The organism is Croceicoccus gelatinilyticus, from assembly GCF_018398395.1.
Taxonomy (GTDB): domain Bacteria; phylum Pseudomonadota; class Alphaproteobacteria; order Sphingomonadales; family Sphingomonadaceae; genus Croceicoccus; species Croceicoccus gelatinilyticus.
The window spans coordinates 261,672-284,001 of the sequence record NZ_JAHCBF010000005.1; the positions used below are offsets into that span (position 1 = coordinate 261,672).

The window sequence follows — 22,330 nt, forward strand, 5'->3', positions numbered from 1 at the left end:
AAACGCATGACCGACGAAGAAGTCCTCTCCGAATTCCGCGCCGCCGGCGCATTGCTCGAGGGGCATTTCCTGCTCTCTTCGGGCCGCCACAGCGCACATTACCTGCAGTGCGCGCGCGTATTGATGAGCCCGGACCGCGCCGGACGACTTGCTGTCGCCTTGGCCGCAAAGCTGCCGCGCGACATCCGCTCAAAAATCGACAAGGTCGTCTCGCCCGCGATGGGCGGTCTCATCATCGGGCACGAAATGGGCCGCGCACTGAACGTCGACGCGATTTTCGTGGAACGTCCCACCGGCACCTTCGAACTGCGCCGCGGATTCTCTATAGAACCGGGCGAAAGGGTTCTGATGGTCGAAGACGTCGTCACCACGGGCCTTTCCAGCCGCGAGGCGATCAAGGCAATCGAGGACGAAGGCGGCAAGGTCATCGCGCTCGCCTGTCTCGTCGACCGCACCGGCGGCGAGATCGAATTCGACGTGCCGTTCCAGCCGCTCGTCTCGCTGACCTTCCCGACTTACGCCGAGGACGAGCTGCCTGAGGAACTGGCCGCTACCCCTGCCGTTAAGCCCGGAAGCCGCAAGGCCGCATAAGGAAATAGAGCAGTGGTGAGCGAACGGCTCCGCCTTGGTGTCAACATCGATCACGTCGCCACGATCCGCAACGCGCGCGGCGGCGACCATCCCGATCCCGTGCGCGCGGCGGAAATCGTCGCGGCCGTTGGCGGTGACGGCATTACCGCACACTTGCGCGAGGATCGCCGCCACATCCGTGACGGCGACCTTGCCCGCATCCAGTCTGCGACCGGCCTGCCGCTGAACCTGGAAATGGCGGCGACGGACGAGATGCTGGAAATCGCCCTCGCCCATGCGCCGCACGCGGCCTGCATCGTCCCCGAAAAGCGCGAGGAGCGCACGACCGAGGGCGGGCTCGACGCAGCCGGACAGCACAACCGCCTCGCCCCAATCTGCGCGCGGCTTGCCGATGCAGGTATCCGCGTGTCCTTGTTCATCGAGGCCGAGGAACGCCAGATAGAAGCCGCGATGAAGCTTGGCGCGCCGGTCGTCGAATTCCACACCGGCGAATATGCCCACGCGCAAATCGACGGCGACAGCGAGCGCACAGCCCGCGAATTGAAGCGCATCACGGACATGGCGGCACTGGCAGCAAAGAATGGTATCGAGCCCCACGCGGGTCACGGCCTGACTTACGAAAACGTCACCCCCATCGCCGCCATCCCGCAACTGGCCGAGCTCAACATCGGGCATTATCTGATCGGCGAGGCCATCTTCGTCGGGCTGGAAAACGCCGTGCGCCGGATGCGCGAACTGATGGATGAGGCGCGTTAATGATCATCGGCATGGGCTCCGACCTCTGCAACATCGAGCGGATCCAGAACTCGCTGGAACGCTTTGGCGAGCGATTCGAGCTGCGCGTCTTTACCGAAGTCGAACGCGGCAAGGCTGCGCGCCGGCCTCACACCCGCGCCGGCACTTATGCCAAGCGGTTCGCTGCCAAGGAGGCTTTCTCCAAGGCGGTCGGCACCGGGTTCAAACGCGGGGTCTTCATGAAGGACATCGGCGTCGTGAACGCGCCCTCCGGCGCGCCGACGCTGGCGCTTGAAGGCGGCGCGGCGGCGCGGCTGGCCGAGCTTACGCCGCATGGCCACGAAGTTCATGTCCACCTGACACTGACCGACGATCACCCCTGGGCGCAGGCCTTCGTTGTGATCGAAGCGCGGCCCCTGATGCAGGCGGGTTGAGCGATGCCGCTTTTCGGAAAAGGCGAAGCAGTGCGCAAATCGCCGCAGACGCTGACGAAGCAAAAAGAAGGCCATTCCTGGCTTCAGGAAATCGTCGGCCTTCTCCTGATGCTGCTGGCGGTGATCGCGTTCCACAGCCTGGTCGCAAAGCCGTTCTACATTCCCTCGATCTCGATGATGCCCAATCTGCTGGTCGGGGACCGGCTGATCGTGTCGAAATATCCTTACGGCTATTCATGGGTCTCGGCGAGCTTCCACGTCCTGCCGCGGGACGACTGGCGCGTATTTCCCGGCACGCCCGAATATGGCGACATCGTCATCGTCGTGCCGCCTTATGCGACCGACGACTGGATCAAGCGCGTCGTCGCCCTGCCCGGTGACAGGATCGCGGTTCACAAGGGCCGCATAATCCTGAACGGCGTTGCCGTCCCGCAGGAAGTCGAGCCGCCGGTCGACCTGCCCGTCGATCTCAACGCGCCGTGCGAACCTTATACCTTCCCCTACCTTCGCAAGCGGCTGCCTTCGGGCAGCGAAGTCTGCGAACTGCCGCTTCGCCGCGAAACGCTGCCCAACGGGGCGAGTTACGTGATTATCGATCACATGGAGAACCAGCCGCTCGACGACATGGCGGAGATCGTCATTCCCGACGGCCACGTCTTCCTGATGGGCGACAACCGCGATCACAGCGCCGACAGCCGCGAAATGAACCCGGGCAAGGGTCTCAATGGTCCCGTACCCCTCGCCAATATCGGCGGGCGGGCAGAGTTCATCACCTTTTCGCTCGACGGAACAGAGAGTTGGAACCCGCTGACCTGGTGGGGAGCCTTGCGCGAAGGGCGCGCGTGGCGCAGTCTGCGGCCCGAGATAAGGGAACGCGGTCCGGCGATCGCGTCCACGCCTGCAAACGGCGTCACTGGGGAGCATGACAGCTGATGGACGTCGACGATCCGCACCCGCAAACCCATAGCCCGACAACAATTTCCGACCCCCAGCTGCGCTTCGAGGCGCGCAAGGCGCTCGTCTGGTCGCTGGTCGTCGTGCTTGTCGGCACCGCGATCTACATGGCGCAGGCGCTGCTGGTCGTGTTCGGCGGCATGGTCTTTGCCGCGATCATCGACGGCGGGGCGCGTCTGCTAGGCAAAGTCGTGCCGCTGGGTCGCGGGGCGCGCATTTCGATCGTGCTGTTTTTCGGCGTGCTGTTTGCAGCCTGGGTCGCGTTTTTTGCCGGAACCCAGCTTGCCGAACAGGCGGCACAGTTCCCTTCGATCATCGAGGAACAGGGCGTTCGCGTCATCAACTGGCTTGAAGAGCAAGGCTTTGCCATCAACGCCGATTCGATGTCAGGCATCGTACAGCAGGCGGCTGGCGGCGTCGGGCAACTGACCCGCGCGGTCGGCGGCCTGATCGGCGGCGTCACGACGCTGCTGCTGATCCTGATCCTTGGCATCTACATCGCGCTGGAACCGAGGCTCTACGAACGCGGCGTCGCATGGATGCTGCCCGACAACAGCCGCGAAAGTTTCCTCGAAATGGCGGGCAAGATGGCACATGCGCTGCGCCGCCTGATGTTCGGGCGCCTTGTCGGAATGGTCTTCGAAGGCCTGCTGACATGGGCCGCACTCGCCCTTTACGGGGTGCCATTGGCGGCCCTGCTTGGCCTCTTGACGGGCCTGCTCGCCTTCATCCCCAATATTGGCGCGGTCATTTCGGGCCTGCTGATGGTTCTGGTCGGCTTTTCGGGCGGGACGGACATGGCGCTCTACTGCCTTGGCGTCTATCTCGTGGTGCAGACCTTCGACGGCTATGTCGTGATCCCGATGATCGCGAAGAAGACCGTCGATCTCGCCCCGGCCCTCGTCCTAGCCATGCAGCTTATCCTCGGCATCCTGTTCGGGATCATCGGCCTTGCGCTGGCCGATCCGCTGGTGGCGATGTTCAAGGTCATGCTCGAACACCGTAGTGAACGTGCCGGCAAGGGCACCCCCGATGGCTTCCTCGACGCGGAGACACCCGCCTGATGGTTCGCAAGTTTCTCTATTTCATCGCCTTCTGCATCGTTCTGGTCATCATCGCAGGGTTTGTCCTGACGATCTGGTCGAAGGAACTGACCGAACTGGCCTTTACGCCCAAGGGCGACTTCGTGGCGCAGGACCCGCTGGCGGGTAACGCCTACGAGGATCCGGCGATGTGGATCAGCCGCCCGGGCAACAGCTCGTCCGACCCTGCCCGCTGGCGTCCGGACAGCCTGCCGAAGAACGAAGCTCCGGCGCGTTCCGCGGTCTTCTTCGTCCACCCGACCAGCTACCTCGCCCGCGATGCATGGAACGCGCCGCTGGATGACGAGAGCGCCAATTCGGGCGCCGAACTGTTCGTGCGCGGGCTGGCCAGCCCGTTCAACCGCTCGATCGAGATCTGGGCCCCGCGTTACCGCCAAGCCGCGGTTGGCGCGTTCCTTGCCTCGGGCGAAAATACGACCAACGCTTTCGATCTGGCCTACAACGATTTGGCCCAAGCCTTCGACTATTTCATCGCGACGACGGGAAAGGACGTGCCGATCGTGCTGGCGGGTCATAGCCAGGGCGCGCTACACCTGAAGCGGCTTCTGGCCGAGAAAGTCGCAGGCACGCCGCTCGCCGACCGCGTCGTTGCTGCCTACATCGCCGGCTGGCCGGTTTCGATGGAGCGGGACCTGCCCGCCATGGGCCTGCCCGCTTGCGCCACCGACAGCCAGTCGGGCTGCGTTCTCAGCTGGCAAAGCTATGCCGAGCCTGCCGATGCGGAACAGCTTTTCGATGCCTATGAACGGGGGCCGACGCTGGACGGCAAGCCGCTGACGAAGGCCGACACGCTTTGCACCAACCCGATTCTGGGCACGGTTGGCGGTGAAGCTCCGGCAAGCGACAACCTCGGCACGCTGGTGCCCAACGGCAACTTCACGGGCGGCGAAATCGTTGTCGGCGCGGTTCCGGCGCGCTGCGGTGAGGACAACCTGCTGCTGATCGGCGACCCGCCCGAAATGGGCAACGCGGTGCTGCCGGGCAACAACTACCACGTCTACGACATCCCTCTGTTCTGGATGAACGTGCGTCAGGACTTCGCAAAGCGCGAGGCCGGCTGGCTGAAGACGCATGGCGGCGCGGCACCTAGCGCTCCTGCTACCGCAGAGGCGCAATGATCCTCGAAAACGCGCGCGAATTTGCCGACCTTCTGCCCGAAGGCGGCGTGCTGCTGGGGCTGGACCCCGGCACGAAGACCGTTGGCGTTGCCACCTGCGATGCGGGATGGCGCTTTGCCACGGCGGGAAAAACGCTGCCGCGCGGCAAGTTCGGGCCGCTGAAAGCCGCGCTGGAAACGCTGGTCGGCGAACGCAGCGTCAAGGGCGTGGTGATCGGGCTGCCCCGGAACATGGACGGCACCGAGGGCCCGCGTGCGCAGGCGACACGGGCGCTTGCCCGCAATCTCGATACGGCTTTCGCGCTGCCAATCCTGTTATGGGATGAACGCCTGTCCACGGTCGGCGCAGAGCGCGCGATGATCGAACAGGACATGAGCCGCGCCAAACGGGCCGAACGCATCGACTCTCACGCGGCAGCCGTCATCCTGCAGGGCGCGCTCGACGCGCTGGTTCAGGACGGGCTGGGATAAGGGTGCGATCCCCCTGCCCGGTTGATGCGGGCAGGGATCACGCGAAAGGGATTAAGCCTTGGCTTCGTCCTGGGCAGCGATCTGCTTGGTTGCCCAAACCGAAGCTGCGAAGCTGATGCCGACACCGGCTGCTGCCATTGCTACGATCATGACTGGTCTCCTGGTTGGTATCTTACTTGCGAGTGACGAGATATGTCAGGAACCTTGAAAAGCGGTTAACGCTGCAAAGCGGCCAAACCCCTGCACCTGCAGCGCAATTTCTCAAGACAGTCTGAGAACTACGACAAGCCCGTCATGCGCGGTGTCATCGAGTCCCGTGCGGACCGCATCGGCGCGGGCGCGGACCAGCAGGGCTTCGGGCACGGCGGGATCGTGCGCGACGACATCGGCGCTGCCCAGAAGCCGCGCCTCGCGCAGCGTCAGGTCGTCGGGATCGGTGGAGCGCAGGACGATCTCGTGAAGCCCGCTTGGTGCGCTTTCGGCGCTGGTGGAGATCCAGCCCGACACCGCATCGGGCCCGTGCGCGGCCATGATGTCGAGCGCCCCGCCCTCGTCCAGCGCGGCGTCGAGCGCGCGGCGGCGTTCGGCAGGTTTCGCCCAGCGATCCTTCATCGCCGCCCGCGCATCGCGCAAAGCATCGGCCAGCATGCCCAGCCCTTGCGGCAGCAGACGTTCGATCCGCAGACGCAGGATCTTGGCGAGGCCTGCAGAGGCCCCGCCCGTGCCGACCGCGATCAGCACCGGATCGCGGTCCACGATCGACGGCACTGTGAAATCGCACAGCGAAGGCTTGTCGGTGACGTTGACGAGCAACCCCTTGCAGCGCAGCCGGATGGCCGCAGCCTCGGCATCGCGGTCATCCTCTATCACGACGAAGCCGAGCACGGCATGGTGCGCCTCGGGCTCTCCCACGCATTCGCCGCCTGCGCGTTCGACAAGGCGGCGCTTGGCATCAGCGGCCTCGCCCTGCCCCAGCACGACGACCTTGCGGCCTGCAATGCGAAAGAAGAGCGGGAGCGACTGCATCAGGCGATCACTTCAGCCAGTCCGGCACCTGCTCGGCCGCGAGGATCGTGGCCGGTTCGATGCGGTTGGCGACAACGGCATACCTGTCGCCGCTCACCAGCACTTCGGGCACCAGAGGGCGCGAGTTGTAGGTGTTCGCCATCGTCGCGCCATAGGCGCCCGCCGTGCGGAACGCGACGAGATCGCCGGTCTGGACCGCGTCCATCTCGCGGTTCTTGGCAAACGTGTCCGAGCTTTCGCAGATCGGGCCGACGACGTTCGCGGTCATCGTCTCGCCATTGGGGCACACGGCCACGCAATCGTGCCAGGCATCGTACATGGCAGGGCGCGCCAGATCGTTCATCGCGGCATCGACCACGACGAAAGGATTGTTGGCCCCGCGCTTTACCCGCACGACCTTGCTGACCAGAACGCCCGAATTGCCGGTAATGACGCGGCCCGGTTCGAACATGACGGTAACGTCCCAGTCCTTCGTCACGTCCGCGACCATCGCGGCATAATCATCGGGACCGGGAAGCTGCTCACCCACGCGGTAGGGCACGCCAAGTCCGCCGCCCAGATCGACGTGCGTGATCGTGTGACCCGCAGCGCGAAGGTCGGCCAGCATCACGCCCATCTTGGCAAATGCGGCGCGGCTGGGGTCGAGGTTGGTGATCTGGCTGCCGATGTGGACGGCCAGACCGCGCAGGCTCATACCGGGCAATGCGGACAGGCGTGCAAAGATGTCCTTCGCGGCGAAATAGGGCACGCCGAACTTGTTGTCGGCCTTGCCGGTGCTGATCTTGTCGTGCGTTCCGGCATCAACGTCGGGATTGACGCGCAGCGCAGCGGTCGCGGTCAGGCCCTTTTCATGCGCGATGCGGGCAAGCTCGATGCCCTCTTCCTCACTTTCGAGGTTGAACTGGCCGATGCCCGATTCCAGCGCCTCGGCCAGTTCCTCGTCGGTCTTGCCGACGCCGGAAAAGACGATGTCCGCACCCGGAATGCCCGCAGCAAGCGCGCGGCGCGCCTCACCGATTGAGACGACGTCGGCGCCAAAGCCTTCTTCCTTCAGCACGCGCAGGACGGCGAGGTTCGGGTTCGACTTCACCGCGAAAGCGAAATGCGTCTTGGGCAGGATCGACAGCGCCTCGCGGAACACGCGGGCGTGGCGGCGCAAGGTCGCTTCGGAATAGACATAGACGGGCGTGCCCACTGCCTCGGCAATCGCCGGCAGAGCCACGTCCTCGGCGTGGAGAACGCCGTCCTTTATCTGGAAATGGTCCATCTCAGCCCTCCGGCGGCAGGTCGAATGGGTCCTGCTCGCGCTCTTCCGAACGGGTGCGCAGTTCGACGCTGCGTTCGGGCGCGGCCTGTGCGGGCCGTTCCAGCAGGTCGTCGGCATCGGGCTGCGTGTCCGCGCCATAAGGCGTCGGCGGCAGCGATGCGCCTTCGACGGGGCGCAGATCGGTTTCGCGCGCGCAGCCGGACAGGGCCAGCACTGCAAGCGCGCTGCCGATGATGGCGTTACGGATCGTCATGCGCCCTGCTCCACTCCAAGCACCTTGCGGGCCTCCGCCACGCGCTTCGTCACTTCGGACGGAGCGGTGCCGCCGTGGCTGCACCGCGCGGCGACCGATGCCTCGACCGAGAGCGCATCGTACACACGCTCGTCGATCCGCGCATCGATGGCTTTCAACTCGTCCATCGAGAGCTGGTCCAGTGCCACGCCCTTGCTTTCGGCAAGCTTGACCGCAGCGCCAGTGATGTGATGCGCCTCGCGGAAGGGGATGTCGGCCTGACGCACCAACCAATCGGCAAGGTCGGTCGCGGTGGCATAGCCGAGCTCGGCGGCCTGACGCATCCGGTCGGTCTTGAAGGTCGCATCGGCGACCATGCCAGTCATCGCCGCGATTGACAGGGCGAGCAGCGATGCGGCCTCGAACACCGGCGGCTTGTCGTCCTGCATGTCCTTCGAATAGGCGAGCGGAAGGCCCTTCATAGTGACCATCAGGCTGGTGAGGCAACCCACGATCCGCCCCGCGTGGCCACGCACCAGTTCGGCGGCGTCGGGGTTCTTTTTCTGCGGCATGATCGAACTGCCGGTCGACAGCGTGTCGGGCATCCGCACGAAGCCGAAAGGCTGGCTGGCCCAGATGATCATTTCCTCGGCCAGACGCGACAGGTGGAGCGAGCACTGCGCCGCCGCCTGCAGGTAGTCCAGCGCGAAGTCGCGGTCCGACACGGCATCGAGGCTGTTGTCGGTAGGCTTGGCAAAGCCCAGCGCGCCTGCCGTGTGATCGCGATCGAGCGGGAAGCCGGTACCGGCGAGCGCGGCGCTGCCCAGCGGGCATTCGTTCATGCGCACGCGCGCATCGGCAAAGCGCGAACGGTCGCGGCGGAACATCTCGTAATAGGCCATGAGGTGATGGCCCAGCGTCACCGGCTGCGCGGTCTGAAGATGCGTGAAACCGGGCATGATGCTGTCGGCATTTTCGCCCGCCCGCGTCACCAGCGCCATCTGGAGCTGCAGCAGGCCCGCTTCGGCCTGATCCATCGCGTCGCGCACCCAGAGGCGGAAGTCGGTCGCCACCTGGTCGTTGCGGCTGCGCGCGGTGTGGAGGCGTCCGGCGGCGGCACCAATCAGCTGGGTCAGGCGTTCCTCTGTCACCATGTGGATGTCTTCGAGGTCCCAGTTTTCGGGCACGCCGTTCGCTTCGTATTCGGCCGCGACCTGGTCGAGCCCGTCCGAGATCAGCTTCATGTCTTCTGCCGACACGATGCCCTGCTTGCCCAGCATCGCGACATGGGCCTTGCTGGCGGCGATGTCCTGCCGCCACATGGCCTTGTCGAAGGGAATGGAGGCGTTTATCTCGCGCATGATCGCGGACGGCCCTTCGGCGAAGCGTCCGCCCCACATTTGGTTTGCCTGACCGCCGCTTTCACCGGAGCCCGAATTGCCCGTCATCGAAATAAGCCCGCCCTTCAAGTTTCTCGCCGGAATCGCGCTGGCTTGCGCCGTACCGGCAATCGCCGCGTGCGATAGGCAAAGCGAGGCTCCGGAGCAACCTGAAGCATCGGTCAGCGATGACACAGCCGCCACGCAAAGCGGCGATGACGAGTTCAACGGCACGCTGGACACTTCGACGAGCGGGCAGGAAATGCCCGATTTCGCGATCACACTGCCCGATGGCACGTCAAAGAAGTTGAGCGATTTCAAGGGCAAGCCCCTGCTCGTCAACCTCTGGGCGACGTGGTGCGGGCCTTGCGTGCTGGAAATGCCGATGCTGGACGAACTGGCTGGTCGCTATCCGGACAAGCTGAAAGTGATCGTCGTGTCGCAGGACATGGGCGGGGCCGAAGTGGTCGAACCGTGGTTCGCGGAGAAGGAATTCTCACATCTCGAACCGTGGATGGATCCGAAGAACGACCTCGGCTTTTCGTACAACACCGGCATGTTGCCCACGACCGTGCTCTACGACGCGGACGGCAAGGAAGTATGGCGCATGATCGGCGGGCACGACTGGTCCAACGCCGAGACCGAGGCGATGCTGGCCGATACGATCGGGGGCTGAAGCGTTACGCCCCGGCGGACGGCAGCGCTGCGTCGAGTTCCTTGGCGATCAGCACGGCCTGAGTGCGGTTGACCACGCCCAGCCGGCGAAAGATCGCGGTCATGTGCGCTTTCACCGTCGCTTCGGAAATGTCCATTTCGTGGGCGATCTGCTTGTTGAGCTTACCCTCGGACACCAGGGTCAGGATTCGCCGCTGCGCAGGCGTGAGGCGGGCCAGCTTTTCAAGATTGCTGGCATCCTCCTCGGTCACCTCGCCTTCCTCTGGGAACCAGTAGTCCCCTTCGGAAACAGCGGTAAGCGCCTCGCGCATCACGGGAAGCGGGGCGCTTTTCGGGATGAAGGCAGCCGCGCCCAGTTCGCGGGCGCCGCGCCGTACCTTGGCGTCCTCGCTCGCCGATACGACCACGACGGGTATCGCGGGAAAGTCCTGCCGGAACGCCATCAGCGTCTGCAAGCCGGCGCTGTCCGCCATGTGCAGGTCCAGCGTCAGCAGCTCGACCCCGCCCTTCCCGGCCTCGGCGCGGGCAGAGGCGGCGTCCGCCACCTCCACCACGTCGCGGCCCGGCCACGATTGTTCGACACATCCGCGCACCGCTGCGCGCAGCAGCGGATGGTCGTCGGCGATTACTACCCGCCCGGTCATTGGCATCCCACCATGGTCAAAGGCCCTCCCTCAAGGGCCGGGACCTTAGCGGTTCAAACGGCCTTCGATAAGCCCGTCAACCAATGAAGGATCGGCAAGTGTCGAAGTATCGCCCAGCGAGCCGAAATCGTTCTCGGCAATCTTGCGCAGAATACGGCGCATGATCTTGCCCGAACGGGTCTTCGGAAGGCCCGGCGTGAACTGGATATGGTCGGGCGATGCGATCGGGCCGATCTCTGTCCGGACCCAGTTGCGCAGGACCTTGGCCAGCTCGTCGTTCGCTTCGACGCCCGCGTTCAGAGTGACGTAGCAGTAGATGCCCTGCCCCTTGATGTCGTGCGGGAAGCCGACGACCGCAGATTCGGCGACGAGTTCGTGGAGGACGAGCGCGCTCTCCACCTCGGCGGTGCCCATGCGGTGACCCGACACGTTGATAACGTCGTCAACGCGGCCCGTGATCCAGTAATAGTCGTCCTCGTCGCGGCGGCAGCCGTCGCCGGTGAAGTACTTGCCCTTGTAGTTGGCGAAGTAGGTCTGAACGAAACGGTCGTGATCGCCATAGACTGTGCGGGCCTGACCGGGCCAGCTGCGCGTGATGCACAGGTTACCCTCGGTCGCGCCGTCAAGGACGTTGCCGTCGTTGTCGACCAGCTGCGGGCAGATGCCGAAGAACGGCTTGCCCGCGCTGCCCGGCTTCATCGCGTGTGCGCCCGGAAGCGTGGTGATCATGTGGCCGCCGGTTTCGGTCTGCCACCAGGTATCGACGATCGGGCAGTTATTGTGGCCCACCTCCTCGTAATACCAGCGCCATGCCTCGGGGTTGATCGGCTCACCCACCGTGCCCAGCAGGCGCAGCGTGGACAGGTCGTGCTTCTTCACGTGGGCATCGCCTTCGCGCATCAGGGCGCGGATCGCGGTGGGCGCGGTGTAGAAGATGTTGACCTTGTGCTTGTCGCACACGGCCCAGAACCGGTCATGGTCGGGATAGTTGGGCACGCCTTCGAACATCAGCGCGGTCGCGCCTGCCTGAAGTGGGCCATAGACGATGTAGCTGTGCCCCGTGACCCAGCCGATGTCGGCGGTGCACCAGTAAACCTCACCCGGGCGGTAATCGAAAGTGTAGCGGAAGGTCGTTTCCGTCCACACGGCATAGCCGCCAGTGGTGTGAACGACGCCCTTGGGGCTGCCCGTCGAACCCGAGGTGTAGAGGATGAACAGCGGATCTTCCGCGTTCATCGGCTCGGGCGCGCACTCAGTGTCCACGCCTTCGGAATATTCGTGATACCAGTGATCGCGACCCTCGGTCATGGTCACGTCGCCGCCGGTATGCTGGACGACCAGCACCGACTTTACCGAGACCTTCTTCAACGCCTCGTCGACGTTGCCCTTCAGCGGAACGCGCTTCGAACCGCGCAGGCCTTCGTCGGCGCAGATCACGTAGTCGGACTTGCAGTCCTCAATACGGCCCGCGATCGCATCGGGCGAGAAGCCGCCGAAGACGACCGAGTGGATCGCGCCGATGCGCGCACAGGCCAGCATGGCCACCGCGCCTTCGGGGATCATAGGCATGTAGATCGTGACGCGGTCGCCCTTCTTCACGCCCATCTTCTTGAGCGTGTTGGCCATCTTGATGACGTCGGCCAGCAGGGCGGCATAGGTGATCTTGCGGTCGGGCGTGTCGGGGCTGTCGGGTTCGAAGATCAGGGCAACGGTGTCGCCCTTGCCGGCAGCGACATGGCGGTCCAGCGCATTGGCGCAAATGTTCAGCTTGCCGTCGGTGAACCACTTGATGTTGACCGGGTCGAACGACCAGTCGGTGACTTTCGTGGGCTTCTCGATCCAGTCGAGGCGTTCGGCCTGCTCCATCCAGAAACCGTCGGGATCATCGACGGAGCGTGCGTACATCTCGTTGTACTGTTCAAGCGTGCACGAAGTCCCTTCCTTCGCACTTGCGGGAACGGGCACGATATCGCCCTGTCGTTCGATTGTTTCCTGCATGGCACTCCCCCGAGGTCTGGTGTTGTCCGCATTTCGCTGCAACCGCGAAAAGTCGCGCATTTCCTAGCGTCTTGCGGCCTGATTTGCTTCTCGACCTTAGTCTTATAGACGTATTGCCGATAGAGGCAGGCACGCGAAACTGCGACCTTGCGCCCCACATCCACGATAGATGGGGAGGGGAGTACCTGATGTACAAGAATACGTCCGGCAAAGCGTTGCGTCGTTCCATTGCAGCCGGCCTTCTGGCCGCCACGGCGATGGCTCCGGCCGCAGCCCATGCACAGAGCTCGGTAGAGGACCGTCTCGACAAGCTGGAAGCCATGATCATGGCGCTAGAGGCGCGGATGGACGCGCAGCAGAGCGCCCCCGCCGATCCGCAGACCCAGGCAGCCGTTACCGAAATGCGCGCCGCCGTTGCCGAAACGCGCGCCGTGGCGGCGAAACAGGGCGAACTGGAAACCCGCGTCGCCGCGGTCGAAACCTCGGACAAGTCCGGCTTCCACATCGGCGATACGCAAGTCACCATCGGTGGCTATGTGAAGATGGACGCGATTACCGCGCGCACCAGCGCCGGCCAGCTTGGCGGCGACACGTTCCTTCGGGACTTCCTGATCCCCAGCACCGTGCCCGTTGGCACCGGCGCCGGTTCGGGTTGGGATACCGACTTCAACGCCCGCCAGACCCGTTTTGCCATCAAGACCGCGACGCCGGTTGCCGGCAAGACGCTGGGCACGACCATGGAAATGGACTTCATGGTCACCAGCGGCGGCGACGAGCGTATCACCAACTCCTACACGCCGCGCCTGCGCCATGCCTTCGTTACTTATGACGGCTGGACCATCGGCCAGACCTGGGGCACGTTCTTCAACGTGGGCGCCCTGCCCGACACGCTCGACTTCATCGGCACGACACCGGGCACCGTCTTCATCCGTCAGCCGCTCGTCCGCTATACCACCAAGAGCGGTTTCTCGATCGCGGTCGAACAGCCTGAAACGACTGTCACTACCGCCACCGGCGGCCGCGTGACGCCGGGTGACGATTCCCTGCCCGATGTCGTGCTGCGCTTCGACAAGAAGGCCGGCAAGAGCGCGTTCTCGATCGCCGCGATCGGTCGCCAGCTGAAGGTGTCGAACGACGACTTCGGCCTCGGCAGCGACAGCACGCTGGGTTACGGCGTGTCCGTGTCGGGCAAGATCGGCATCGGCGAAAAGGACGACTTCCGGTTCATGGTCAACGCCGGCGAAGGTCTGGGCCGCTACATCGGTCTCAACATCGTCAACGATGCCGCGATCGATCCGGCCACCGGCGACCTCGATGCCATTGCCAGCTACTCGGGCTTTGCCGCCTACCGCCATGTCTGGGGCGACAAGCTGCGCTCCACCATCGCGGGCAGCTATTTCAAGGCGGACAACCCGGTCGCGCTGACGTCGACATCGCCGACCGACACGGTCTGGAACGCGCTGGCCAACGTCATCTACACGCCCGTCCCGAAACTCGATCTGGGTGTGGAGTACATGTACGTCGAACGCGAAAACGAAGCGGGCCTCGACGGCAATCTGCAGAAGGTGCAGGTTTCCGCCAAGTACAGCTTCTGACGGGGCACCAATGGTGCACGGCCGCCGGCCCCCACGCCGCGGCCTGGACGGGATCGACGGAGGCACTTGGAAACAGGTGCCTCCGAAGATCGTTGAATGTGAAGTAACGCAAATGTCTTGAGGGAGACTCCAGGTGGCATACGAAAAGGCTTTCGAAACGGCACACGCAGACCCGCAGGGGTTCTGGATGGACGTCGCGAAAACGCTGGAGTGGGACGTGGAACCGACCACCGCCCATGACGAGGCCACCGACGGCTGGTTTCCCGATGGCAAGATCAATACTTGCGCCAATGCGGTCGACCGCCACGTCGCGGCAGGGCGCGGTAGCCAGCAGGCGCTGATCTACGAAAGCCCGATCACCGGAAAATCATCCACATACACCTTCGACGAACTGCTCGAACGCGTGTCCCGCACGGCAGGGATGCTGACCGAAGCGGGCGTGAAGACCGGTGATCGTGTCGTCATCTACATGCCGATGGTGCCCGAAGCGGTCTTCGGCATGCTTGCCTGTGCACGCATCGGCGCGATCCATTCGGTCGTGTTCGGCGGGTTCGCCGCGCCGGAACTCGCCAAGCGCATCGACGACTGCAAACCTGCTGCCGTGCTGTCGGCGTCCTGCGGGCTCGAGCCGGGGCGCACGATTGCCTACAAGCCCCTGCTCGACAAGGCGATCGAGCTGTCCTCGCACAAGCCCGACGTCGCCATCATCCTCCAGCGCGAGGAGCTTCACGCCGATCTCGTCGCCAATCGCGACATCGACTGGCAGGCGGCCTACGATGCGGCCAGCCCCGTCGATCCGGTTCCGGTGGCGAGCACCGATCCGCTCTACATCCTCTATACTTCGGGCACGACCGGCACGCCCAAGGGCGTGGTGCGCGACAACGGCGGCCATGCCGCGGCGCTGTCATGGTCGATGAAGAACATCTACGGGATCGAGGCGGGCGACGTTTTCTGGGCCGCCTCTGACATCGGCTGGGTCGTGGGGCACAGCTACATCGTCTATGCCCCGCTGCTGGCTGGCGCGACGACGATCCTGTTCGAAGGCAAGCCCATCGGCACGCCCGATGCGGGCATCTTCTGGAACCTGATCGACAAGCACCAGGTGAAAGTCCTCTTCACCGCCCCCACCGCGATCCGCGCCATTCGCCGCGCCGATCCTGATGGCGACTTCATTGCCAAGGCCAGCCTCGCCAGCCTGACCGCCCTGTTCCTTGCAGGTGAACGCGCCGATCCCGACACGCTGCTATGGATCGCGGAGCAGCTTGGCAAGCCGGTGATCGATCACTGGTGGCAGACCGAACTGGGCTGGCCCGCCATCGCCACCTGCTTCGGGCTTGGCGAAACGCACATCAAGCCGGGCAGCGCAGGCCGCGCGGTTCCGGGCTATCGCTTCAAGGTGAAGGACGAAGCGGGCGAGGATGCAGCCGCCGGCAAGGTCGGAACGCTGCTAATCGAACAGCCGCTGCCGCCGGGCAATTTTCGCGCCCTGTGGAACAACCCCGAAAAGTTCGCGTCGGGCTTCGTCGATTTCCCCGGCCACTACACCACGGGCGATGCCGGCATGATCGACGAGGACGGCTTCATCCACATCATGGGCCGTACCGACGACATCATCAACGTCGCCGGACATCGCCTCTCGACCGGCCAGATGGAGGAAGTCGTCGCCAATCACCCCGCAGTCGTCGAATGCGCCGTCGTCGGCGCGTCTGACGAGTTGAAGGGCGAGATGGCCGTCGCTTTCGTCATCACCCGCCCCGGCACCGAAGACCTGCCCGCGGTGAAAAAGGACATCGTGCGCACCATCCGCGAGGATATCGGCCCGATCGCGTCCCCGCGTGACGTTTTCTTCGCCGATGCCCTGCCCAAGACGCGTTCGGGCAAGGTCCTGCGCAACCTGCTTCGCGCGATCTTGAACGGCGACGAGATCGTCGTGCCGCAGACCATCGAGGACCCCTCGGTCATCGACGGCCTGATCGCGCTGGCCGCGCCTCAGCCCGCAGAGGGCTGAGGCGTCGCGCCCTCGGGCTTGGGCCGCGACAGGATCCGCGAGTAGAACCAGCCGATCCCGATCAGGCTGAAGCCGAGGGCAAGGAAACTGCCGATGCGGGCCAGCCCGTCCAGCACGGCGGCATCGACGATGAACACCTTGCCCACCGCAAGGATCATCAGGACGAGCGAGCCGATGCGCCACGTCCGGTCCTCTGCCCGCGCACCCCAGAGCAGGTAGCCGATGGCCAGCACGATCCCGGCGAGCGAGCGGAGCAGGTCCTCGCCCTGTCCCATCGGCACGGCGGTGAGGATCGATCCGCTGAACGCCTGCCGCAGCAGAGTGATGGCCAGCACCGGCAGCAGCGCCATGATCGAGATATCCGCCGCACGCCGCCATGCCGCATTGCCGAGCGGTTTGAGGACGGCGAGCGCCGCCACCGCCACGGCATAGGCCGCCAGCGCAAGGTTTGCGACCGGGACGGGCCCAACGGCCTGCGCATTCCAAAGCGGGTTGTGCCAAAGCAGCGTGAACCACCCGAAATGCGCCAGCGCCGCGCCCAGCAAGGCAATCGCCGCCGTCCGCGCCCAGGCAAACCGACCCTGCACTTGCGTCAGCGCGAAGGCAGCCGCGACAAGCAGCGCTTCCCAGACAGTTCGTTCGGCAAGGCCGTAGTTCATGAAGCGCGTGTAGCCTTCGATCGCGAAGCCGAGCTTGTAGATGCTGTGCAGCGCGATCACCGCCCCTGCCCCGCCCAAGACCGCGAGACCGCGCACGACATGGCGCGATCCGATGCCCGCCTGTCGCCATGCGAGGACGAGGAACGCCAGTACGCCCGGGACGAGGTACAGCAGCGTGTCTTCCCACTTTTCCAGATCGGAAAGGTAGAACGGCTCACCGGCAATCGCTTCGATACCGATGTCGAACCACGCCATCGTCGGGAAAAACGCGAACACCGCAGCCACAACAGCGAACGCCCGCGCCGCCGCGACACGGCGCGGCAGGCCGAACGCCAGGCCGATGGCCGCCGCCGCACAGGCAATCGCGCCCCAGTCGACGTCCAGCACCTGCGAAATCGCGACGACCGTCGTCAGCGCTGCCGAAGTTTCCAGCAGCCAGACCTTCCAGCCCCTGTCGGGCGCAAGACGCGAGGCAGCGAGCGCAGGCAATGCAGCCAACGCCAGCGATACCGCGCCCATCACCGGCAGGAAGTCATGGAATACATCACCATAATGCCACAGCGCAGCCAGTGCGAGGCCGGGTGCGAAACCGGCGACCTGCACGACGTCGGCGCGAAGGCGCTCTCCCCGCCAGATGTGGAATAGCGGGACCACGGCAAAAATCGCTGCCATCGCCGCGCCGATCAGGGCGAATTCCGCTTCTTCCGGGTTGGGCCAGAATGCGAGCATGAACACCGCAATCGCAGCGGCAAGCGCCTGCGGATCACGCAGTTCGGGCTTTTTCCAAGCCAAGAACGCCAACGCGCCGCCAAGCAGGACGTAGAGCCCCCATGCCAGCAGCGAGTATCCGCCCTGATCGATCAGGATCGCCATCTGCAGCGCGGCAAAAGCCCCTGCCCCTGCGCGCAGCCAGTGGCGGAAAGGCACTTCGCCCAGCGCCGTCGGCAGCACGGCACCGACACCGATCAGGTAGAAACCGACGAAAAGCTGGTCGGCAAAGGTCAGGTCCTGCGAGAACAGCAGGAGCAGACCCCAAAGCAAGCCGCCGCCCATCGCCGCAGCACCCAGCCAGGGACGCTGCTGACGATTGCCGGTCAGGACCAGCCCCGCCGACACGAGCGCGAGATAGATCGACAGGATCGGCAGGTTGGACTCTTCAGCCGACACCAGCATCGGCGCGGCAAACCCGCCCAGCAAACCCAGCACCGCACACGGCAGTCCGAACCGGAACGACAGGTAGATCGCGCCCGCCGTCACGGCGGCGAGCCCTGCAAAGGCGAACCCTGCCCCGATCAGACCATATCCGGTGCCCGCAAGGTAGAAACAGGCATAGAGCGTCGCGATGCCCGCACCCGCCAGCGCCTGCGGCACGCGGATGTCGGCAATACGCTCTTCCATCTTCTCGGCCACGAAAGCCCCGCCAATCAGCACGCCGCCGAAGACGAAACCAAGCAGCACGCGCACGGCAGGCGACAGCAGACCCAGTTCGATCGCGTACATGACAAGGAAAAAGCCCGCGATGGCGAGCGTGATGCCGCCCGCCCAGATCGGCAGTTGGCGACCGAACAGGTCCTCGAAATTGAAAGCGATGCCAGCCTTTTCGCGCGGTGCTTCATCGCTTTTGGAGGGCGCGGCGATCGCGGAAGCGGCGCCGGTCACACGGGCAACGGCCCGCTTTACGCGCGGCACCGTCGTTGCCACCGCCGGTTCGCGAGGTTCAGGGACTTCCGCAGCCGGTTCGGCCACGGGGACAGGCACTTCCTCGACCGGAACGACAGGGCGGCGGCCCAGCATTTCCTGCATCGAGAGCCGTTCCTCCAGCCGCTCGACCCTGCGCCACAACTGGTACAGCGCCACGGCCAATCCGATGATGACAATCCATTCCATCGCGAATGTCCTTCCCCTTCGTCGCGGCGGGGATAACCGATTACTGAACGGTGTTCAATATATTTATTGGACAGTGTTCATTTGTTCGGTTAGACCGCCCTTCATGGGACGCAGGTCAGACCATACGAGAGAAGAACTGCGCGCGCTCTTCATAAGCGAAGGGCACGCCCATCTGGCGCAGGTGGGGCTTGCGAAGTTCTCCGGCCGCGAAGTGGCCAAGCGCGTCGGTTATTCGGTCGGCACGATTTCGAACCTGTTCGGATCGGTCGACGGGCTGATCGTCGCGATCAATTCGCGCAGTTTCGAAGTCTGGGCGCAAATCCTGCGCGACCGGCTGGAAAGCGCGGATGGCGACCGCATTGCCGCGCTGGTCGATGGCTATTTCGCCTTTGCGCAGCAGTCGCCCGAACTTTGGTCGGCGATCTACGCGCACCGGTTGCCCGAAGGACTGGACCTGCCCGACGAGGACAAGGCCCGCCGCGCCGGCTTGACCCAGATCGTCGAGGACGAGATTCGCGCCGTCCTGCCGGCGGGCACCGATGCCGATCTGGTGCGGCTCGCCCGCTCGCTCGTCGCGGTCGTGCACGGGCATTGCAGTTTCGTGGTGTCGGGCAGCTTCGCACTGCTGGAAGAACCCGACCCCCAAGGCGCCGCCCTCGCCCGCGTGCGGGAGAGCTTGGCGGCGCACGGGTATCGCGCTGAAGATTTCAGGTCGGATTCGGGTCTGGGCGACAGCGAAAATCGTAGATCGCTGTGACCCGGAGCGCAGCGTACTTTAGTACGTGAGCACCGGAAGCGCATCGATCCGCGATTTGCAGCCAAGCACAGGTCCGAAGACGATCTGAAATCAGTAGCCCATCAGGGAGAGCACTTCCTTCCGGCTGCGCTGGTCTTCAAGGAACGTGCCCATCATCCGGCTGGTCGTCATCGCGACGCCGGGGGTCCGCACACCGCGCGCGGTCATGCAGGCGTGGCTCGCCTCGATCACGACGGCGACGCCGTGGGGCTGCAAGTGGTCCCAGATGCACTGCGCGACTTCGGCGGTGAGGCGTTCCTGGATCTGCAAGCGGCGGGCATAGCCGTGAAGCACGCGGGCCAGCTTCGAGATGCCGACGACGTGGTCCTTGGGCAGATAGGCGATCGCCGCCTTGCCGATGATCGGGGCCATGTGGTGTTCGCAGTGCGACTGGAACGGGATGTCCTTCAGCAGCACGACCTCGTCATAGCCGCCGACTTCCTCGAACACGCGGGACAGGTGGATCGCGGGGTCTTCCTGATACCCGACGCAATATTCCTTCCACGCGCGCGCCACGCGCTTGGGCGTGTCGAGCAGGCCCTCACGCTCCGGATCGTCACCGGACCAGCGGATCAGCGTGCGGATCGCGTCCTGCACATCGTCGGGCACCGGCGGCTTTCCGAGCGGGTTGTCTTCGTCAGGGCCTACGAGGCTGCTCATTCATCTTCTCCGTTTCGGCCCGTCAGGTAGGGACGATTGTCGCGCTCTGCCAGTCGTTCAGCCATTGGGGTGATAGAAATCGTAGATCTGCCGCGCCACCGCAGCGGAAACGCCGGGCACGCGGCGCAAGTCTTCCAGCCCCGCCGCACGCACTTTTCCGGCCGTGCCGAAGTGCAGGAGCAGCGCCCGCTTGCGCGCAGGGCCGATGCCGGGAATTTCGTCCAGCGGGCTCGCCTGGATGGCGCGGCTGCGCTTGGCGCGGTGGGCGCCGATGGCGAAGCGGTGAACCTCGTCGCGAAGACGTTGCAGGTAGAACAGCACCGGAGAATTGGTCGGCAGCGTCTTTTCGCGTCCGTCGGGGAAATGGAACACCTCGCGCCCGTCGCGGCCGTGGTGCGGCCCCTTGGCGACGCCGACGACATTCACGTCCTCGATCCCCAGTTCTTCCAGCGTGTCCATCACGGCGGACAATTGCCCCTTCCCGCCGTCGATGAGCACCAGATCGGGCCACATACCGCCCTCGCGATCCGGGTCTTCCTTCATCGCGCGGGAAAAGCGCCGCTCCATCACTTCGCGCATCATCGCGAAGTCGTCGTTCGACTGGGCCTTCCTGATGTTGAACTTTCGGTACTGGTTCTTCAGGTACCCCTCCGGCCCGGCCACGATCATCGCGCCGACCGAATTTGTCCCCTGGATGTGCGAGTTGTCGTAGACCTCGATCCGCTGCGGAATGTCCGGCAGGTCGAGGAATTCGGCGGTTTCCCGCATGGTCGCCGCCTGCGTGCTGGTTTCGGCCAATCTGCGGTCCAGCGCCTCTACCGCATTGCGGCTGGCCTGTTCGAGCAAACGGCGTCGGTCGCCGCGCTGCGGCACGCTGATCGCGACGGCGCGGCCTGCGCTTTCGCAAAAGGCTTCTTCCAGCAATTCGCGGTCGGGCAATTCGCGGTCGACTAGGATGGTCTTGGCCGGCGGCACTTCCTCGTAGAACTGGGCAAGGAAGGCGGAGAACACGGCCTCTTCCTCCAGCCCCTCGGTATGGCGCGGGAAGAAGGCGCGGTGGCCCCAGTTCTGGCCGCCGCGAATGAAGAACGCCTGTATCCCGACTTGCCCGCCCTTGGTGGCCATGGCGAAAACGTCCGCATCGCCGACGCCCGCCGCGTTGATCGCCTGGCTGCCCTGGATGAAGGTTGCCGCGCGAAGACGGTCGCGCAGCATGGCAGCGGTTTCGAAGTCGAGCGCTTCGGCGGCCTCTGCCATCTGTTTCTCGATCTTGGCCTGGACCGCGCTGGACTTGCCGGCAAGGAAGTCCTTCGCCTCGCCCACCAGTTCGGCATAGCCGGCCTCGTCTATGCGGCCCACGCACGGGGCCGAGCAGCGCTTGATCTGGTAGAGCAGGCAGGGCCGGTCACGGCGCGAGAAGAAACTGTCGGTGCAGGACCGCAGCAGGAACAATTTCTGCAGCGCATTGATCGTGGTGTTGACCGAACCGGCGCTGGCAAAGGGGCCGTAGTAATTGCCCTTGGCCCGCCGCGCCCCGCGATGCTTCATGATGCGGGGGTAGGAATGGTCCGACCGCAGCAGGATGAAGGGGAAGCTTTTATCGTCGCGCAGAAGCACGTTGTACGGCGGGCGATACCGCTTGATCAGTTGTGCCTCTAACAGCAGCGCTTCCGCCTCGCTGTTGGTCGTCACGATCGTCATCGACCGCGTCTGCGCGACCATGCGCTTGAGGCGCAGCGGCAGGCGTTCGACCTGCGTGTAGTTCGCCACCCGGTTCTTCAGCGCACGCGCCTTGCCGACATAGAGCACGTCGCCGCGCGCATCCTGCATGCGGTAGACACCCGGTTTCGGCTTCAGCGTGCGCTGCACTTCGCGGATGGCGTTGACGCCTGCCTCTATATCCGGCTGCGACCCGCGCACTGCGGCGGTCGCCTTCTCTTCAAGAAAGCGTTCGCTGCCCGTGGGTGTGGGCGGGGTTCCGGCTTTGGCGCGCGACATGGTCGTTCCAGATAGGAATCGCAGCGACCAAAGGGAACCGTCATCCGCCTGTTTCGCCCTGTATTTCGGCGCGGGGGACCGGTTTCGGGCCGACCTCCTGC

Annotated in this window: 20 protein-coding genes; 11 read left to right on the forward strand and 9 right to left on the reverse strand. The window is 64.7% G+C overall.

Going from position 1 to position 22,330, the window contains the following annotated elements; all coding sequences use genetic code 11:
- Positions 1 to 6 precede the first annotated feature (6 nt).
- Genes pyrE through ruvX form a run of 7 tightly spaced genes read left to right on the forward strand, consistent with a single transcriptional unit; the run spans position 7 to position 5,405 of the window.
- The gene (pyrE, locus tag KIH45_RS12670) at positions 7 to 591 is read left to right on the forward strand and encodes an orotate phosphoribosyltransferase (protein WP_213176385.1); all 585 of its coding nucleotides are present in this window, start codon (positions 7 to 9) and stop codon (positions 589 to 591) included.
- Positions 592 to 606: 15 nt separating this feature from the next.
- Entirely contained in the window at positions 607 to 1,347 is a 741-nt protein-coding gene (locus KIH45_RS12675) for a pyridoxine 5'-phosphate synthase (protein WP_213176387.1), read from the forward strand.
- A complete protein-coding gene (gene acpS / locus KIH45_RS12680) occupies positions 1,347 to 1,760 on the forward strand; it encodes a holo-ACP synthase (protein ID WP_213176389.1) in 414 nt (137 codons plus the stop codon). Before KIH45_RS12675 ends, acpS begins: the two co-directional genes overlap by 1 nt.
- 3 nt (positions 1,761 to 1,763) lie before the next feature.
- On the forward strand, positions 1,764 to 2,693 hold the full coding sequence (lepB, locus tag KIH45_RS12685) for a signal peptidase I (protein WP_213176391.1): 930 nt from the start codon (positions 1,764 to 1,766) through the stop codon (positions 2,691 to 2,693).
- The gene (locus tag KIH45_RS12690; RefSeq protein ID WP_213176392.1) at positions 2,693 to 3,778 is read left to right on the forward strand and encodes an AI-2E family transporter; all 1,086 of its coding nucleotides are present in this window, start codon (positions 2,693 to 2,695) and stop codon (positions 3,776 to 3,778) included. The genes lepB and KIH45_RS12690 overlap by 1 nt, the downstream gene beginning before the upstream one ends.
- The gene (locus KIH45_RS12695) at positions 3,778 to 4,935 is read left to right on the forward strand and encodes a DUF3089 domain-containing protein (RefSeq protein WP_213176393.1); all 1,158 of its coding nucleotides are present in this window, start codon (positions 3,778 to 3,780) and stop codon (positions 4,933 to 4,935) included. The genes KIH45_RS12690 and KIH45_RS12695 overlap by 1 nt, the downstream gene beginning before the upstream one ends.
- Positions 4,932 to 5,405, forward strand: a complete 474-nt coding sequence (gene ruvX, locus KIH45_RS12700; protein WP_213176394.1) for a Holliday junction resolvase RuvX — start codon at positions 4,932 to 4,934, stop codon at positions 5,403 to 5,405. Before KIH45_RS12695 ends, ruvX begins: the two co-directional genes overlap by 4 nt.
- 261 nt (positions 5,406 to 5,666) lie before the next feature.
- Here the strand turns inward: ruvX and KIH45_RS12705 are convergent, their stop codons facing one another.
- From KIH45_RS12705 to argH, 4 genes are read right to left on the reverse strand one after another with little or no spacing between them, the layout of a single operon-like run.
- Positions 5,667 to 6,431, reverse strand: coding sequence for a precorrin-2 dehydrogenase/sirohydrochlorin ferrochelatase family protein (locus tag KIH45_RS12705; RefSeq protein WP_213176395.1), 765 nt, complete (start codon positions 6,429 to 6,431; stop codon positions 5,667 to 5,669).
- A gap of 7 nt (positions 6,432 to 6,438) precedes the next feature.
- Complete coding sequence (gene lysA, locus KIH45_RS12710) at positions 6,439 to 7,698, reverse strand: diaminopimelate decarboxylase (RefSeq protein ID WP_213176396.1); 1,260 nt, start codon at positions 7,696 to 7,698, stop codon at positions 6,439 to 6,441.
- A 1-nt stretch (position 7,699) separates the two neighbouring features.
- Positions 7,700 to 7,951, reverse strand: a complete 252-nt coding sequence (locus KIH45_RS12715) for a hypothetical protein (RefSeq protein ID WP_144098175.1) — start codon at positions 7,949 to 7,951, stop codon at positions 7,700 to 7,702.
- Positions 7,948 to 9,330, reverse strand: coding sequence for an argininosuccinate lyase (argH, locus tag KIH45_RS12720; protein WP_213176488.1), 1,383 nt, complete (start codon positions 9,328 to 9,330; stop codon positions 7,948 to 7,950). Before argH ends, KIH45_RS12715 begins: the two co-directional genes overlap by 4 nt.
- Before the next feature lie 37 nt (positions 9,331 to 9,367).
- Here argH and KIH45_RS12725 point away from each other — a divergent pair, with 37 nt between their 5' ends.
- Positions 9,368 to 9,985, forward strand: a complete 618-nt coding sequence (locus KIH45_RS12725; protein WP_225899885.1) for a TlpA family protein disulfide reductase — start codon at positions 9,368 to 9,370, stop codon at positions 9,983 to 9,985.
- A gap of 4 nt (positions 9,986 to 9,989) precedes the next feature.
- Here the strand turns inward: KIH45_RS12725 and KIH45_RS12730 are convergent, their stop codons facing one another.
- Positions 9,990 to 10,628: a LuxR C-terminal-related transcriptional regulator gene (locus KIH45_RS12730; protein WP_213176397.1), complete on the reverse strand. Its 639-nt coding sequence runs from the start codon at positions 10,626 to 10,628 to the stop codon at positions 9,990 to 9,992.
- 45 nt (positions 10,629 to 10,673) lie between these two features.
- Positions 10,674 to 12,626 carry an acetate--CoA ligase gene (acs, locus tag KIH45_RS12735; RefSeq protein ID WP_213176398.1) on the reverse strand — a complete coding sequence of 651 codons (1,953 nt, stop codon included), beginning with the start codon at positions 12,624 to 12,626 and terminating at the stop codon, positions 10,674 to 10,676.
- Positions 12,627 to 12,814: 188 nt separating this feature from the next.
- Here acs and KIH45_RS12740 point away from each other — a divergent pair, with 188 nt between their 5' ends.
- Together KIH45_RS12740 and KIH45_RS12745 are read left to right on the forward strand one after the other, a co-directional pair.
- Positions 12,815 to 14,221, forward strand: a complete 1,407-nt coding sequence (locus KIH45_RS12740) for a DcaP family trimeric outer membrane transporter (RefSeq protein WP_213176399.1) — start codon at positions 12,815 to 12,817, stop codon at positions 14,219 to 14,221.
- 133 nt (positions 14,222 to 14,354) lie between these two features.
- A complete protein-coding gene (locus KIH45_RS12745) occupies positions 14,355 to 16,229 on the forward strand; it encodes an AMP-binding protein (RefSeq protein WP_337925485.1) in 1,875 nt (624 codons plus the stop codon).
- Here the strand turns inward: KIH45_RS12745 and KIH45_RS12750 are convergent.
- The gene (locus KIH45_RS12750; protein ID WP_213176400.1) at positions 16,211 to 18,775 is read right to left on the reverse strand and encodes a DUF2339 domain-containing protein; all 2,565 of its coding nucleotides are present in this window, start codon (positions 18,773 to 18,775) and stop codon (positions 16,211 to 16,213) included. The genes KIH45_RS12745 and KIH45_RS12750 overlap by 19 nt on opposite strands.
- 103 nt (positions 18,776 to 18,878) lie before the next feature.
- Between KIH45_RS12750 and KIH45_RS12755 the strand changes: the two genes are divergently transcribed.
- On the forward strand, positions 18,879 to 19,532 hold the full coding sequence (locus tag KIH45_RS12755) for a TetR/AcrR family transcriptional regulator (RefSeq protein ID WP_213176401.1): 654 nt from the start codon (positions 18,879 to 18,881) through the stop codon (positions 19,530 to 19,532).
- A 90-nt stretch (positions 19,533 to 19,622) separates the two neighbouring features.
- Here the strand turns inward: KIH45_RS12755 and folE are convergent, their stop codons facing one another.
- A complete protein-coding gene (folE, locus tag KIH45_RS12760; protein WP_213176402.1) occupies positions 19,623 to 20,231 on the reverse strand; it encodes a GTP cyclohydrolase I FolE in 609 nt (202 codons plus the stop codon).
- Positions 20,232 to 20,288: 57 nt separating this feature from the next.
- Positions 20,289 to 22,229 carry an excinuclease ABC subunit UvrC gene (uvrC, locus tag KIH45_RS12765; protein ID WP_213176403.1) on the reverse strand — a complete coding sequence of 647 codons (1,941 nt, stop codon included), beginning with the start codon at positions 22,227 to 22,229 and terminating at the stop codon, positions 20,289 to 20,291.
- Positions 22,230 to 22,330: the final 101 nt, after the last annotated feature.

Excerpts from the sequence above, each read along its gene's own strand:
- pyrE (WP_213176385.1), top strand. The coding sequence starts at position 7 with ATGACCGACGAAGAAGTCCTCTCCGAATTCCGCGCCGCCGGCGCATTG.
- acpS (WP_213176389.1), top strand. The coding sequence starts at position 1,347 with ATGATCATCGGCATGGGCTCCGACCTCTGCAACATCGAGCGGATCCAG.
- lepB (WP_213176391.1), top strand. The coding sequence starts at position 1,764 with ATGCCGCTTTTCGGAAAAGGCGAAGCAGTGCGCAAATCGCCGCAGACG.
- KIH45_RS12690 (WP_213176392.1), top strand. The coding sequence starts at position 2,693 with ATGGACGTCGACGATCCGCACCCGCAAACCCATAGCCCGACAACAATT.
- KIH45_RS12695 (WP_213176393.1), top strand. The coding sequence starts at position 3,778 with ATGGTTCGCAAGTTTCTCTATTTCATCGCCTTCTGCATCGTTCTGGTC.
- ruvX (WP_213176394.1), top strand. The coding sequence starts at position 4,932 with ATGATCCTCGAAAACGCGCGCGAATTTGCCGACCTTCTGCCCGAAGGC.
- KIH45_RS12705 (WP_213176395.1), bottom strand. The coding sequence starts at position 6,431 with ATGCAGTCGCTCCCGCTCTTCTTTCGCATTGCAGGCCGCAAGGTCGTC.
- lysA (WP_213176396.1), bottom strand. The coding sequence starts at position 7,698 with ATGGACCATTTCCAGATAAAGGACGGCGTTCTCCACGCCGAGGACGTG.
- KIH45_RS12715 (WP_144098175.1), bottom strand. The coding sequence starts at position 7,951 with ATGACGATCCGTAACGCCATCATCGGCAGCGCGCTTGCAGTGCTGGCC.
- argH (WP_213176488.1), bottom strand. The coding sequence starts at position 9,330 with ATGTGGGGCGGACGCTTCGCCGAAGGGCCGTCCGCGATCATGCGCGAG.
- KIH45_RS12730 (WP_213176397.1), bottom strand. The coding sequence starts at position 10,628 with ATGACCGGGCGGGTAGTAATCGCCGACGACCATCCGCTGCTGCGCGCA.
- acs (WP_213176398.1), bottom strand. The coding sequence starts at position 12,626 with ATGCAGGAAACAATCGAACGACAGGGCGATATCGTGCCCGTTCCCGCA.
- KIH45_RS12740 (WP_213176399.1), top strand. The coding sequence starts at position 12,815 with ATGTACAAGAATACGTCCGGCAAAGCGTTGCGTCGTTCCATTGCAGCC.
- KIH45_RS12750 (WP_213176400.1), bottom strand. The coding sequence starts at position 18,775 with ATGGAATGGATTGTCATCATCGGATTGGCCGTGGCGCTGTACCAGTTG.
- KIH45_RS12755 (WP_213176401.1), top strand. The coding sequence starts at position 18,879 with ATGGGACGCAGGTCAGACCATACGAGAGAAGAACTGCGCGCGCTCTTC.
- folE (WP_213176402.1), bottom strand. The coding sequence starts at position 20,231 with ATGAGCAGCCTCGTAGGCCCTGACGAAGACAACCCGCTCGGAAAGCCG.
- uvrC (WP_213176403.1), bottom strand. The coding sequence starts at position 22,229 with ATGTCGCGCGCCAAAGCCGGAACCCCGCCCACACCCACGGGCAGCGAA.